Source organism: Sodalinema gerasimenkoae IPPAS B-353 (genome assembly GCF_009846485.1).
GTDB lineage: Bacteria > Cyanobacteriota > Cyanobacteriia > Cyanobacteriales > Geitlerinemataceae > Sodalinema > Sodalinema gerasimenkoae.
In genome coordinates, this window is record NZ_ML776472.1 from 1,872,683 (window position 1) to 1,887,308 (window position 14,626).

A 14,626-nucleotide genomic window follows, 5' to 3' on the forward strand; every position below is an offset into this window, starting at 1 on the left:
CAATCTAACCTAAACCATCGAGTTTCGTCATGTCTGACATCATAACGCTCCTCAAGCAAAACTATAATCCCTTTGACCTAACCACAGCGAGAAGTGGCAACTTTTGGCAGGAACAACAATCTCCAAATCTCACGGTAGAGTCTATTCACCAAGAGCAACTGAATGAAATCATTCGGGTTATCGAGGAGGTTCAAATGAACCATATCACCCGAACCATCCTGTTAAAAGGAGATTTAGCCTCTGGGAAAAGCTATTTTCTAGGTCGCCTCAAAAAACAAATCAATCCAAAAGCTCTGTTTGCTTACATTCCAAGCTGGTCGGACAATGACTACATTTGGCGACATATTTTGCGTCAAACGGTCGATAGTCTGATGCAAACTCCCGAGAATGAAAGCCAATCCCAATTTTTGCTTTGGCTCAATAGTTTATCAGCGTTTCAAGACAAGAGCTTAACCAAAAGGATATTAGGCGAAAAAACGGTTTTTGTCCAAAACTTCAAAAGTAGCTATCCTACCGGAATTTATCAATCTAAGAATTTCTTTAGTGCCTTGTATCATGCTACACAAACCGAGGATTATATTCTGGCCTGCGACTGGTTGCGAGGAGAAGACTTAGATGCGAGTGACTTAAGACAACTCGGGATTCGCAAGTCGTTATCGAGCGAGGAAGATGCTAAAAATATCCTCATGAATCTGGGACGGGTGTCCGCTCAAGCTCAATATCCCATCGTTTTGTGTTTTGATCAAGTTGATCAAGCCTGTCGTGAGGAAAATGGATTGCCAACCCTATTAGGGACAAACACCACAATCCATAACGAAAGACTCAAGAATTTTGTGGTGATTTTAAGTCTAATTCAAGACACTTGGGAAAACCAAACCACGAAATATCCCTGTTTAGCTGATCAAGACCGTATTGATCGGACGGTGAAGCTTGATAAAATTACCCTAGATCAGGCTGAAGAGATTTGGCAAAAGCGTCTCTATCCGTTGCATCAACAGGCGAACCCCAAACCTGATTCTGACATTTTTCCGTTGACGCGAGATGAGTTAAAGAAACGCGCTCCAGGTGGTCGAATAGTTCCTCGGACGGTCATCCAACTGGGCCACAAACTGATTCAGGAACTCCAGGGAACTGGACATATCAAAACTGACGATAGCTTTTTACTGGTTTGGGATAAGGAATTTAAGAAAGTTCAGGCTAAGGTGGAACGCATCCGTCAGCAATCCTCCACTGAGTTGGCTCAATACCTGGCTGATGTTTTGGAGATGCTTGGAATCCCCAATGTGACCTATAAATATCTAGAGGGGTCGAAGTATTTTAATTATTCCTTGAGTTTTACCCACCCAAAAACCTCTAAAAATATTGGGGTTTTGTGGAATGAAGACCCCAATATGAGGAGTTTTTATTTTAGTATGTATGCTTGCGAAAAAGTGGTTAAGGCGGGAGACTGCGATCGCCTCATCTTCATTCGTCACGAACCCTTCGGCAGCAAAAAGAATAAAGGCTATAAGCTGTTCCAGGAGATTTTTACCGGCAATCCTCACCGTCACATCTGTCCCCATCTTGACTCAGTTCACTATCTTGTCACCTATCATCGGTTGCTCAATGAGGCAACATCAGGGGAGTTAGTGGTGGGGTATGACTCCCCTAAACCGAGTCATCTCAAGGATTTGGTCAAGCAAAGCGGCGTGTTTGACCAATGTCAGCTTTTGAAGGAGTTAGGGATAATTGACGGGCCAATTACTGTTATTCCACCTCATAAAAAAGTTCATGAATTTCTGATGAAGCATATCAAAGGTCAAGGATTTTTAGGGACTGAAGTTTTGATTCACTCGGCTAGGGTGGAATTTGATGGGATTTCTCCTGAAGAAGTTATCCAAAACCTCAAAGAATTAGAACGCGAGAACTACATTAAAATCATTGGTCAGGACAATAATATCAAGGGTCAGTTTATCACCCTAGTTCCTGAATCTCAGCGTCAAAGTTCTTAACGTCCTATTGTTCATCATTTGAGACTATGACTCGTGTACCTTTGCCAACCTAATGAGATTAAAGCCGCCATTCATCGCCTATCTCACACCTCCCAACTTTGGATTGATACAGAAACCGCCGACTGGTGGACAAAATTTCCGAAATTATCCTTAATCCAAGTGAGTGACGATGGACGCGATCGCCGTGGAGACTCGGTGTATATCCTAGATGTTTTACAGCAACCGGACTGTATACGCCTATTCATCGAGAGGATCATCGCTAACCCCGAGATTGAGAAAATATTTCACAACGCCAACTATGATTTGAGATTTCTGGGAAAGCCAACCGCGCAACAGATCACTTGCACCCTTAAACTGGCCAGAACATTGGGAAAAGAACAGTTGGGGGTATCTAATCTAAAACTGAAAACTCTAGCGGCTGAACTCTGTCAGTTTTCCAATATTGATTCAGAGTCCCAAGGGAGTGATTGGGGTCAACGGCCCCTGAAGCAACGACAACTATACTACGCTAAACTCGATGTAGTGTATCTTGCACAAGTTCATCGCCATCTCTTGAACTGTCTCGATCCATACCGTACCCCCGATGAGAGCTTAGAGGAGAAAGCATCTGTGAGTTCAACCCCGAGTTTTAGTGCTACCGAGGTTCGTCTGGCTCTGGAATGTCCCCGCCTGTTTTATTTAGGCCGTGACTCCAAGTGTTTTACCCTCTTTATTCCTGAGGGAACCCACATCTCGGGGGTGGGGACTCTTTTTCATCACCTCGCACACAAGTTTGTAACCTGCACCGCAGAGGACTCTCGCTTCAGTCAACTTCTCTCACCTCCGAGTGAACAGCTTGATGTGCAACAGCTTTCCCAGGATATGCAGCGACTCTTTAACGAGCTTTGCTTTTATCCCTATGTGATGGAGGTGAATCAGAAAAACCCCGATGCGGCTGAAAAGTTGGGACATATTTTACCGGGCCTGCAACGCCTAATCTATCACTACGCCGGATTACTCAAACGCAACCGTCAGCATTATCATCCTGACCAGATTATTGAAAAAACCTTTATTGATAGCGAGTTAGGCCTGAAGCAGTCGTATCGACTTTCTAATGGTGAGGAACAGACCGTCTCGGGACAGTTCGACAATTTAATCTATGACGGCGATCGTCAACGGCTGTGTATGGTGGAGTACAAAACCTACCAACCCGCCGACCCCTCGGCCCAAGTCATGCAAGTGGCCCTCTACGCCGATATGTTGCACCGCCAACGCCAGGAACCTGTAGATGCTGCCGTCTATTGCATCCTACCCGAGTTTCAGGTCTATCACTATTCCTGGGAAGAGTTGCAATCGATGATGCAAACCGGAGTTGTGCGCCATCTGCAAAATATGCGGGACTGGCTCCAATGGCAACCGGATAGCCCAAACCCCCCACCAAAAACCCACGAAGAACGGCTCTGTCCCCTCTGTCCGCAACAAAACACCTGTCAAACGTTCTTTCTAGCCGGAGAGCGGGCCACCCCTGGTAAAGTGCCGTCTATCGCGCCAATTCCCACGCCAGAGCCGGCTCCCAGCCTCAGTGTCACCCCTAATCCGACGCCAACCCCAGCATCAACCCCGCCTCCGGTGTCTCCTTCAGTTTCCCCCTCTCCAGAGCAAGTGACATATGGAGAGGAACTCGGCGAGGAACTGACGAAGGTCTTGAATGCCTTTGGGGTCGAGGTGACCTATGAAGGGGCCGCCATTGGTCCGTCATTTATTCGGGTTCGTCTCAAACCCAAGTTGGGGGTGAAGGTGTCCTCGCTGTTGCGACTGTCCGATGATTTACAAGTGCAACTGGGGATTTCTGTTCCGCCGATGATTTCCCCTCAGGCGGGGTTTGTCAGTGTCGATCTTCCCAGAAATCCGGCTCAGATTGCCCTGTTTGAAGAGTATCTGAAACCGCAATCCTTGCCCGTCACTGCGCCGGTGCGGGTGGCTATTGGCGTGAACCTGGAAAATAAACTGGTGGAAGCCGATCTCTCAGACCCCAACACCTGTCATTTCTTGGTGGGGGGAACCACCGGGAGCGGTAAAAGTGAGTTTCTGCGGGCCTTGTTGCTGAGTGTCATCCAACGGCGATCGCCCGAGCATCTGAAACTGGCCCTGGTCGATCCCAAACGAGTCACCTTCCCGGAATTTGAGAACATTCCCTGGCTGTTGTCTCCCATTGTCAAAGACAGCGATCGCGCGATCGCCCTCATGGAAGACCTGGTTCTAGAAATGGAATCCCGCTACAAAGCCTTTGAACGCAGCCGTTGTAACGACCTCCCCAGCTACAATCAACAGTGTTTAGAACGCAACCAACCCGTCAAACCCCCTATTATTTGTCTCTTCGATGAATATGCCGACTTCATGGCTGAAAAAGAAGTCGCCCAAGTCCTCGAACTCTCCATTAAACGGCTCGGGGCCATGGCTCGCGCTGCCGGAATCCATCTCATCATCGCCACCCAACGGCCCGAAGCCAAAGTCGTCACCCCCCTAATTCGCTCCAACCTTCCTGGCCGCATTGCCCTCAAAACCGCCAGTCAAGCCGACTCCGCCATCATCCTCGGCGGAAAACAGGGTCAGGCCCAAAACCTGCTCGGCAAAGGCGATCTGCTCTACTACGGCGGTTCCAAACTACAACGCCTACAAAGCCTTTTCGCCCCCAAAATCGACCTCTCATAACGCCTCTGCTCACTCTGTGTCCTCCGTGACTCTGTGGTTCCCTCTATCCCTTCCATTCCCCTCTCCCATCACAAAACTCCCAGAGCGTAAATGCAAATCCCGTTGTGGAAAGGGAATCTCAATTTCGCGCCGTTTGAACTGCTTATGAATCCCGAAATAGAGGTCACTGCGAAGGATCTGCTGCTGACTCGGGTCGCCACACCAGACCAACAACTGAAAATCTAGAGAACTATTTCCAAAGCCGGTAAAGAGAATCCGAGGCGGAGGAATCCGTAACACCTGGGGATGTTCTTCAGCCGCCTCTAATAACGCCCTTTTTACATCCTCCAAATTAGAGCCATAGGCCACCCCCACCGGTAGCCGTAACCGGGACACCGGGTTGTCATGACTCCAGTTAATCACCTCCGACTCTAGGAAACGGGAATTGGGGACAATAATCGAGACGCGATCGAGAGTGCGAATCAGGGTGCTGCGGCTGCCAATCCGTTCCACCGTTCCCATCGAGTTTCCTACTTCCACGAAATCCCCTACCTGAATCGGTCGCTCAAACAGCAGCACCAAACCACTTCCCAGGTTTTTGGCAATATCCTGAAATCCGAAACCAATCCCCACACTCAAGGCCCCAGCTAAAATGGTGAGGGAACTAATATCTAACCCCCAAAGATTGAACACCACCACTGCGCCAACGACCATGAGCGTGTATTTAATCGTGGTGGCGATCGCATCCTGAGCGGAGCGATTCAGACGCGAGACCTGCAAAATGCGAACCCGCAACATCTGACTGAGGCGATTGGCTCCCATCACCAACCCCAACAGCAGGCCGATTAAGATCAAAACATCCAGAACCGAGTAGGTATTCGTATCAATCGGCAGAATCGGCGCCGTGATGCTATTGGCAATAATTTGTCGCACCCGGTAACTCCAGCGGCGCGTTAGGGGGAAGAGGTCACTGATATAAAAGAGGGTCAGCCCCCAGATGACAAAGCGCGCCGCCGAAGCCCCCAGACTTCGCCAAGCTTCTAGGGTGGGTGTTTCCTCTTGATCGCGCAACAGATAGAAGGAGAGCTGTCCGGCCCCCCAATGCAGCACACAAGCCAGGAGCAGCACTAGGGTCACCTGTAACAGGGCGCGACGTAAAAACCGCTCCCCGCGCTCGTTATTGGCCTGGCGCAACACTTCCCGAATTTGTCGGGCCCAGAGTTCAGCTTGCTCCTGGGCATTGGCCCCCGGGCCGAGACTGGCATCACTTTCGGTGACAGTAATTAGATGACTACCATCCATCAGTAAGGTGGGTAAGCCATTACGCATGACCACCTCCACCAACTCCACCCCTGGGGACTCTGCCGCTCGTTGCAGCTTATCATTCATCAACGCGGCCCGTTCTTCGGCTGGGAACTGACTGGTATCTCCCATCTCAAATAGAAAGATACCATCGACGATGACGCGGGCGCTCTCCCGTTCTGGCTCAAACAGCGGGCGAGGGGAAAACGTTTCGGGAACTAGGATCTCGGGGGGTGTTTCCCTAAATTCATCACCAATTTCCGATAGGGGAGGAGAGCCTTCATTCGGTTGGGCGATCGCCCCAGTTGTCAATACAAGACAAACAGTTAGCAATGCTAAAACCACCTTCACTAAGGCATTCCAAGACTGTTTCATATGGTGTTTGGGAACTCCCCTCTGTGAGCTTCAATACTCGATGACGCCTAAGAAAACCTGAGCTATTCTAGAGCGATGCCCTAGAATCAGGTCTTCTGTCCTGATTAAGCCCAAAACTACAACCCATGTGATTCGTTTTAGGGTCACCACCCCAACTGTCACAAACTAGACTTTATTCTCAAAATTGATTTTTTATAATCTGTCTTAGTTTACGTGGTGTGAAGGCGACTCTTCTAACTGGAACTCAGTCGTCGCTGACTCGTCTGAGTTAACCAATGGTTCTCAACTGTACGCTGCTAGGATAGCCTAACTGAACTTTAGGTTACCTAGCTTTTCTTTGGGATTCGATCACGACTCAGGAAGATCTTAACGCGATCGCCCTCCTATTGTCGTCGTGACTCCCCTCGGTAGCGCACCCACTCCGCGATGATGGCCAAGAGTGCCGAAAAACTGATCAAAATCGCACTGAGGGCATTCACATCGGGCTTCACCCCAGTTCGGATGCGGCTAAAAATCTCCATCGGTAGGGTGGTAGCCCCGGCCCCAGCGGTAAAACTGGCAATCAGAAAATCATCCATACTCAAGACAAAGGCCAGGAGACACCCCGAGACAATTCCGGGAATCAACTGGGGCAACAAGACTTTAAAAAACGCCTGAACGGGGGTTGCCCCTAAATCCAAGGCCGCCTCCTCTAAATTGCGATCTAAATCCGCCAAGCGAGTCGAGACCACAATGGCAATATAGGCTAAACAGAAGACAATATGAGCCGCCACAATCGTCCAGAGACTCAGAGACAGCCCCACCGCTGCCAAAAAGACCAACGTCGCCACCGCAATGGCAATATCGGGAATAATTAGGGGTAAATAGGAAACTCCCAGATAGAGTTGGCGGCCCGGAAAACGATAGCGAGCGAGTCCTACTGCCATCAAGGTTCCCAACACCGCCGAAATGGCCACCGCCGAAATGGCCACCGTCAAGCTATTGCGTAGTGCCGCAAAAATGCGCGAGTCTGAGAGGAGGTACTCATACCACTCCCAAGTAAACCCTTCCCAAGCCGCACTATAGGCAGACTCATTAAAGCTATAGACCACCAACACCAAAATTGGCAGATACATAAACACAAACATCAGCCCCACAAACACCGATTGCAGGGAAAAACGGGGTTTCAACGAAGAATGTGCCATATCCAAAGGGAGATCAGGGGAATCGGTGAGATCGAGATCTGGTTGCGGGTTAGGAGCCGTTTCAGTCATAGGGGTTTAATCTGCATTAGCGTTGTGTCGCCGAGGAGTCACCATATTTGAGCAAGAGGGCAATGGCCAGGCTCACCGCAAAAATTAACACCATACTCAATGCGGAACCAAACCCCCAGTTGGGAGTTTGGCCTAGGAACTGGTTATAAATCAGCCGAGCCACCGTCATACTGGAGGCGCCCCCGAGAAGTTCCGGGTCAATAAAGTCTCCTAAACTGGTGATAAACACCAACAGAGATCCGGCAGCAATTCCCGGTAGCGATTGCGGAACCGTGATTTTCCAAAAGGTTTGAATTGGGGTAGCGCCTAAATCAGCTGAGGCTTCCAAGAGTTGGCGATCGAGTTTTTCCAAGGACGAATAGAGAATCAAGACCATATAGGGTAAGAAACTATAACTCATTCCCACTAATACTGCCGGAGGACGATTCAGAATATCCAAAGCGGGCAGTCCCGCCACCCCTAAGAGGGAATTAAGCACCCCCGTAGGTCGCAAAATGGCAATCCAGGCATAAGTGCGGAGGAGGGAGGACGTCCAGAGGGGCAACACAAACCCCAGCAGCAGCAAATTACGCCAGCGTTGGGGGGCCAACAGAGCAATCCAATAGGCCACCGGAAAGCCCAAGAGTAAACACAGGCCCGTTGTTCCCAGGGCCAACTTGAGCGATCGCAACACCACCCGTAAATTGCCCGGGTCTAGGGCCCGCAAGTAATTATCAATCCCCGAGGGAATCACCACATCCCCCGGTCGGATATTAGGAACCAAACTCAACTGGAAAATCACCAACGTCGGCAACACCAGCAGCAAAAGTAACCACAAACCGGCGGGAGCTAGCAGTCCCGTGACACCCAGCCAGCGGCTTCCCCAGGGTAGCTCAGATTTTCGGGTTGGGGAGGGGGCAGAGGGGGGAGGAGAAACAGACACGGCGTTCTGGAAATAAAAGGGACAGAGGAGAGATGCGCAGGCAACCTAACCACTCGTCAATCGAGTCCAATACTGATTATAAATTTCCCCAACTTCAGGGGGAATTGGTTGCAGACTTTCAGATTTTTCTAGAGCAGAGTCTGGGGGAAAGAGACTGGTATTGGTTTGAACCGACTCGGGTAATTTAGCAAAGGCCGCCTTGTTGGGGGTCGCAAAACTCAAGCGTTCCCCAATCCGTGCCGCCACTTCGGGACGCTGCATAAAGTTAATCCAAGCATAGGCCGCATCCACATTAGGGGCAGTGCGGGGAATCACCAGGGCATCGGTCCAAATTGAGGAGCCGCTGCGGGGCAGCACATAGGCGAGATTAGAATTTTCTTGAATCACCTCATTGGCATCGGACGAGAAGCACATCGCTACTTTTAAGTCCCCCGTCAGGATTTGCGGGCGCCAGGCATCTGAGTCAAAGGCGGCAATAGTCGGCCGCAGTTCTAGGAGTTTGTTGTAAGCGGCGCGAATTTCTTGGGGATTGGTGCTGTTATAGGAATAGCCCAACATCCGTAGAGTTGCCCCAAATACCTCCCGTGGGTCGTTGAGTAACGTCGCGCGGCGGGTGAGACGTTGGCGATTTTCCCAAAGGTAAGTCCAATCGTCCGGAGGAGGATCGAGAACCCTCGTATCGAACACTAGACCCGTCGTTCCCCAACTAATCGGGACACTGTGACGATTGTCGGGGTCGTAGGTGGGACTTTGGAAATTGGGAAAAAGGGTATCGAGGCCATCGATGCGATCGTGATCGAGTTCTAAGAGCAGTTGCTCATCGATCATCCGTCGCACCATGTAATCCGAGGGATAGATGAGGCTATAGGCTCCACCGGCCCCCGCTTGCAGTTTCGCCAGCATCTCCTCATTGGAGGAAAACACATCGGCGATGACGCGAATGGCGGTCTCTTGAAAAAACGCTTCGATCACCTCCCGGTCTGTGTAGCCGGCCCAAGTATAAATATAGAGAATATCATCAGCCGTTTGTACCGTTGAGCGGACATTGGCTAAGGTCCAACCACAACTTGATAGAGCCAACCCCGAGAGGGCGGCCGTTGAGGTTTGCAGAAACTGACGGCGGCGAATCCGCCTAATAGGAGATGAAGGGGGATGAGTCACAGATCACAGTGGCAGAGGCTAATGAGAGAGAAATGGACAAACCAGTCAGGAAACTCGGCTCCCCAGAGCCATTCGTTGGCTATCGTACCCTGTTCTGGAGGTTTATCTAGCGAGTTAGGCAGCTAAAACAATGCTTTGATGGGGTTGCCAGGATAAATAGACGGGAGACTCGGGGCTAGGCAGGTCTTCGGGACGACTGACTTGGCGCAAAGTCACCGTTTCGCCACTATCGAGGGTGACGACACAGTGGGTGTGAGTTCCTAGATACATGGCAGTTTGAAGATGACCCCGGTAGAGGTTGGCGGCGGACTCGGGGGGGTCTGAATGGAGTTCAATGTTTTCGGGGCGGATACTGACCACTGCATGATGGCTGAGATTCTCATCCTCAGGCTTGCGTCCCACCAGCAGTTTTAAACCGGAATGACTCCGGACTACCACCATCTCGCTATCCTGACTTTCTACGGTTCCCTCAAAGAGGTTGGTCTCGCCAATGAAATCCGCCACAAACGGGGTGCGGGGTCGTTGGTAAATCTCCGTGGGGGAGCCAATTTGCTCGATTTTGCCATCTTTCATGACCGCAATGCGATCGGACATCGACAGAGCTTCTTCTTGGTCATGGGTGACCGTTACAAAGGTCAGACCCAAATTTCGGTGTAGGTTGGACAACTCCATCTGCATTTCTTTACGCAGTTTGAGATCCAACGCCCCTAAGGGTTCATCGAGCAGTAGCACCGCCGGACGATTGGCAATGGCCCGGGCCAGGGCAATGCGTTGCCGTTGTCCCCCGGATAACTGTTTCGGATAGCGCTTGCTAAAGGCCTCCATCTTGACCAACTGCAACATCTCCTCGACTCGCTGCTGAATCTCACTGCGGCCGACCCGTTTCAACTTTAAGCCAAAGGCAATGTTCTCCCAAACACTCATGTGGTCGAAGAGGGCATAGTTTTGGAAGACCGTATTGACCGGTCGCTCGTTGGGAGCAACCCGGGTCATGGAACGGCCCCGAATGAGAATTTCTCCGGCTGAGGGGGTTTCAAAGCCGGCAATGAGTCTTAAGGTGGTGGTTTTTCCGCAGCCTGAGGGGCCGAGAATACTAAAAAACTCACCTCGGCGAATTTGAACTTCAACACCGCGTACGGCAGTTTCGCCGTTAAACACTTTGAAGACACGATGAAGTTCGACATCGAAATCGGATTCAAGTCCGCTGAGATCGCTGTTTTGGCTGGCAGCTTGCAGCATGGTGACGGCTCCTAGATAGATAGTCGTTGTCCCAAATTTCGGGGAAGCATTTAGCAAAATCCCCCGAGGGGACTTCACTCAACCTCGCTTTAGTCTAGTCTAGCGACAAGGTGATCGCTTCTCCTAAGTATTCAGCCGTGCAACCCTGGGTTATCCAATTATAATGGGTTGCGATGCCTGTGTTTTATGACTGAGGGTCTCCCGAGACCTGTCCCTAACGTATTGCTAGTCGTCCTCCTATGACCTCGATTCCCTCTAATGGCTACGGTAGCCGCACGAACCAACGCAGTATTGGCAGTCTTGTCCAATCCGTGTTGATGATGGTCAGTATCACAGTCGTCATGGTGGGTGGAATTGGGGCCCGTCTGGCCTATCTCCAACTGATCCAAGGGACTCGCAATCGTCAACTGGCTGAAAACAATCGCATCCGTTTGATTCCCACCCAGCCGGTACGAGGAAATATCTTTGACCGCAATGGCAAAATTCTAGCCACCTCTAGTCTCTCCCATACGGTCTATCTTTGGCCCCTGGCCCAACCCCCTGAGTTGTGGCCAGACACCATTGAACGGCTTTGTGAGATTATCAATATCCCCCCAGAACAAATCTTAGACCGTCTCAATCAGGCTGGATATAACTCGGCGTTGCCGATTCGTGTGGCCCGTCGCCTCACGCCAGCTCAGGTGATTGCTTTAACGGAATATGGCCCGCAATTGCCGGGAATTGAGGTCAATGTTGAGGCGGTGCGCCATTATCCCCATGGTCGTTTGGCGGCCCATGTTTTGGGCTATACCGGTGAGATTAGTGATGAAAACCTATCTCGTCTGGAAGCTCAGCCGGATAATAAATATCGTCTGGGGGATATTGTGGGGCAGATGGGGGTTGAGGCCGCTTTTGAAAATGAATTACAAGGGGAATGGGGGGGACGACAGGTTGAGGTGGACAGTCGTGGCCAGGTGTTACGGGTTCTGGGAGAGAAACAGGCACAAGGGGGGCGTGATGTTCAAATTACGCTGGATTTAGAGTTACAACGGGCCGTTGAGAGGGCCCTAGGAGATACCCAGGGGGCGATTGTGGCCATTGACCCTCGTGATGGGGCAGTGCGGGCAATGGTTAGCCGTCCGGCGTTTGACCCGAATATTTTTTCGGGGCGCATTACTGAGGCGGATTGGCAACGGCTACAGGCGGCTCGCTATCCCTTTGTCAACCGGGCGTTACAGGTGTTTCCCCCGGCGAGTACGTTCAAGATTGTTACCACCACGGCGGCGATCGAATCTGGGGCTTATCCTCCCCATACGGTTCTACCCACCTATCCTTACATCACCGCAGGGGGGATTCAATTCTGGGATTGGAACCGGTCTGGCTTTGGTCCGTTGAGTTTTGAGGGAGCCATGGCCTGGAGTAGTGATACGTTCTTTTATCAGATTGCGCAACGGATTGGTGGTGATGTGTTGATTGATTGGACGCGTCGCTATGGTTTTGGTCGTAAAAGTGGTATTGAGTTAGCGGCAGAGGAATCGCCTGGCTTGGTTCCTGATGCGGCATGGAAGGAGCGGGTGTTAGGGGAAGGTTGGTATCAGGGGGATACGATTAATATGTCCATTGGCCAGGGCTATTTACAGGCCTCACCTCTACAACAGGCCATGATGATGGCGGTTCCGGCGAATGGGGGGTATATGGTCCGCCCCCATTTGCGCAGTTTGGATGTGGATGTGAGTTATTGGCGTGAATCGATGAATCTCAGCCAGGACACCATTGATGTATTGAGACGGGGGTTACGCCAGGTGATTACGGATGGTACGGCGACCAATATCAATACGTCTGATATACCACCCTTTGCAGGGAAAACAGGCACGGCGGAAGCTCAACCGAACCCCTCTCATGCTTGGTTTGCTGCCTATGCTCCCCTCGATGACCCAGAAATTATTGTGGTGGCGCTTGGGGAACATGCGGGTAAAGGGGGCGGGGCGTTTGCGGCTCCGATGGTGCTTGAGGTGTTAAGGGATTATTTTGGGCAGGAAGGCAATAGGGGGGAAGAAGGCAGTAGGCAGTAGGCAGTAGGCAGTAGGGGGGAACCCACCCCTGCTCCTCTCAGGAGGGGAAAGACGTAGGGGCGTACCCTTGTGGTCGGTGAGCGATAGTCGAACCGTGGTCGCCCTCTTCGGGTAATGGGCAATGGGCAATGGGCAATAGGGGAACCACTAGCTGTAGAGGAAGCATTGACTGAGTTTTTCGTCTAGGGTCTTGAGGGTGCGCCAGAGTTCGAAGCCTTTGGCCCAGCGGCGGGAGGGGAGATGGCCGACGGGGGCTTTGAGACTGTAGGTGAAGTCTAGGGAGGGCGATCGCGCGGCCGAGAGTTTCCAGCCGATGGTGGCGCAAAATAAGGGGTAGTCTCTACCCGTCTGTTGATAGATTTGCTGCTGGACGGTGAAGCCGAAGCGATCGCCCGAATGGAACCGCCAGAGGTAGTCTAGGGTCTGTAAATCGGTACAGGGCAAGGCTTCAATATCCCGAGGCGCAAGATGACCGCTTGGGGTTCCGTGGGCGGCTCGACAGAGTAGTTTATGGGTAAGGAAATCGGCGGCTTCCCAACGTTGCCGTCGTAATAAAGTCCACAGTTCACTGTAGTCTAACCCCACCTCTGAGGGCAGGGGAACATCGGGGGTTTTGTAAAAGAGTTGATCGATTAGGGATAGGCGAGGACGAGTGCGGGGGACCCGTTCTAGGACGATCTCGGGTTTGGGGAGTCGAGGCCGTTGATGCGGTTTGGGGCGGGCAAGGGTCGGAGGAGCTTCGGGGGCAGGAGGTGGGGTTGGGGTCTTGAGGGCAGCGATGACCTCCTTGGCGGCGTGAAAACGATCACTGAGAGGGGTTTCGAGTAATTTGTTTAAAATATCGGTCAGTTGAGGGCTGATTCGATGGGTGAGGGGGAGAGAACGTTGCCAATCCCAACGTCCCCCGACAATGTCATAGAGTTCTAAGGGGGAAATCCCGGTCATGAGACGGGCACAAGTCACGCCCAAACTATAGAGGTCACTGGCGGGAAAGGCTTGACCCCGAGTTTGTTCAGGGGCCATGTATTCGGCACTGCCGACGGCGGTATAACTGGACTCCGTTGGCTGCTCTTCGATGACTTTGACAACGCCAAAGTCAATTAAAAACAGTTGTCCATCGCGACGACGGCGCATGATGTTATCGGGTTTGATGTCGCGGTGGATACTATGTTGTTCGTGAATGTAGTCTAAAACCGGCAACAGTTGCCCCAGGAGGTCGCGAATCTGAGACTCGTCAAAGGTGCCCGTATTTTGGAGTTCTTCGCTGAGGGTCTGTCCCTCAATCCACTCCTGGACGAGATAAAAATAGCCTTTTTGCTCAAAATGGGCGAAGAGGGTGGGAATTTGAGGATGTTGTCCCAAGCGATGGAGATTTTCGGCTTCCCGATGGAACAGTTCCAGCATCTTCGCCCCAAGCTCACCGGTCCTGTTTTGCGGATGTAGCTGTTTAACGACGCACCGAGGATGGGAGGGTAAATCGCGATCGATGGCGAGATATGTTTTGGCGAAACCACCACGACCAAGGGGTTGCATGACTTGGTAGCGATCGCGCAAAATCAGGGCATGACCGCAGCTTTGACAGTATTGGGCTGAGTCGGGATTTTGCGGCTTAGCACAATGACGATTGACACAATAGCTCATAGCCAAGGAGGGGGGTAGGCA

Annotated in this window: 9 protein-coding genes; 3 read left to right on the forward strand and 6 right to left on the reverse strand. The window is 51.4% G+C overall.

What is annotated here, in order from left to right; translation table 11 throughout:
• The first annotated feature begins 29 nt into the window (after positions 1-29).
• Positions 30-1,991 (forward strand): ATP-binding protein, encoded by a 1,962-nt coding sequence (locus L855_RS08175; RefSeq protein WP_159786588.1) that lies wholly within the window; start codon positions 30-32, stop codon positions 1,989-1,991.
• Between the two features lie 33 nt (positions 1,992-2,024).
• Entirely contained in the window at positions 2,025-4,682 is a 2,658-nt protein-coding gene (locus tag L855_RS08180; RefSeq protein WP_159786590.1) for a DNA translocase FtsK, read from the forward strand.
• Between the two features lie 9 nt (positions 4,683-4,691).
• Here the strand turns inward: L855_RS08180 and L855_RS08185 are convergent, their stop codons facing one another.
• The 5 genes from L855_RS08185 to L855_RS08205 all read right to left on the reverse strand — a co-directional run bounded on the left by L855_RS08185 (position 4,692) and on the right by L855_RS08205 (position 10,913).
• On the reverse strand, positions 4,692-6,338 hold the full coding sequence (locus tag L855_RS08185; protein WP_159786592.1) for a mechanosensitive ion channel family protein: 1,647 nt from the start codon (positions 6,336-6,338) through the stop codon (positions 4,692-4,694).
• 383 nt (positions 6,339-6,721) lie between these two features.
• Positions 6,722-7,591: an ABC transporter permease gene (locus L855_RS08190; protein WP_159786594.1), complete on the reverse strand. Its 870-nt coding sequence runs from the start codon at positions 7,589-7,591 to the stop codon at positions 6,722-6,724.
• Between the two features lie 16 nt (positions 7,592-7,607).
• Positions 7,608-8,513 (reverse strand): ABC transporter permease, encoded by a 906-nt coding sequence (locus L855_RS08195; RefSeq protein WP_159786596.1) that lies wholly within the window; start codon positions 8,511-8,513, stop codon positions 7,608-7,610.
• Between the two features lie 45 nt (positions 8,514-8,558).
• Positions 8,559-9,674 carry an ABC transporter substrate-binding protein gene (locus tag L855_RS08200; protein WP_159786598.1) on the reverse strand — a complete coding sequence of 372 codons (1,116 nt, stop codon included), beginning with the start codon at positions 9,672-9,674 and terminating at the stop codon, positions 8,559-8,561.
• A 114-nt stretch (positions 9,675-9,788) separates the two neighbouring features.
• Positions 9,789-10,913 (reverse strand): ABC transporter ATP-binding protein, encoded by a 1,125-nt coding sequence (locus tag L855_RS08205; protein WP_159786600.1) that lies wholly within the window; start codon positions 10,911-10,913, stop codon positions 9,789-9,791.
• Positions 10,914-11,152: 239 nt separating this feature from the next.
• On the opposite strand from L855_RS08205, the gene mrdA reads away from it, so the two are divergent.
• Entirely contained in the window at positions 11,153-12,964 is a 1,812-nt protein-coding gene (gene mrdA / locus L855_RS08210) for a penicillin-binding protein 2 (RefSeq protein ID WP_246198763.1), read from the forward strand.
• A gap of 147 nt (positions 12,965-13,111) precedes the next feature.
• On the opposite strand, the gene L855_RS08215 is transcribed toward mrdA, so the two are convergent.
• Entirely contained in the window at positions 13,112-14,605 is a 1,494-nt protein-coding gene (locus L855_RS08215) for a serine/threonine-protein kinase (RefSeq protein WP_159786603.1), read from the reverse strand.
• Positions 14,606-14,626: the final 21 nt, after the last annotated feature.

What these genes read in the sequence shown, in the direction of transcription:
- L855_RS08215 (WP_159786603.1), bottom strand. Translation starts at nt 14,605, where the DNA reads ATGAGCTATTGTGTCAATCGTCATTGTGCTAAGCCGCAAAATCCCGAC.
- L855_RS08190 (WP_159786594.1), bottom strand. Translation starts at nt 7,591, where the DNA reads ATGACTGAAACGGCTCCTAACCCGCAACCAGATCTCGATCTCACCGAT.
- mrdA (WP_246198763.1), top strand. Translation starts at nt 11,153, where the DNA reads ATGACCTCGATTCCCTCTAATGGCTACGGTAGCCGCACGAACCAACGC.
- L855_RS08185 (WP_159786592.1), bottom strand. Translation starts at nt 6,338, where the DNA reads ATGAAACAGTCTTGGAATGCCTTAGTGAAGGTGGTTTTAGCATTGCTA.
- L855_RS08175 (WP_159786588.1), top strand. Translation starts at nt 30, where the DNA reads ATGTCTGACATCATAACGCTCCTCAAGCAAAACTATAATCCCTTTGAC.
- L855_RS08205 (WP_159786600.1), bottom strand. Translation starts at nt 10,913, where the DNA reads ATGCTGCAAGCTGCCAGCCAAAACAGCGATCTCAGCGGACTTGAATCC.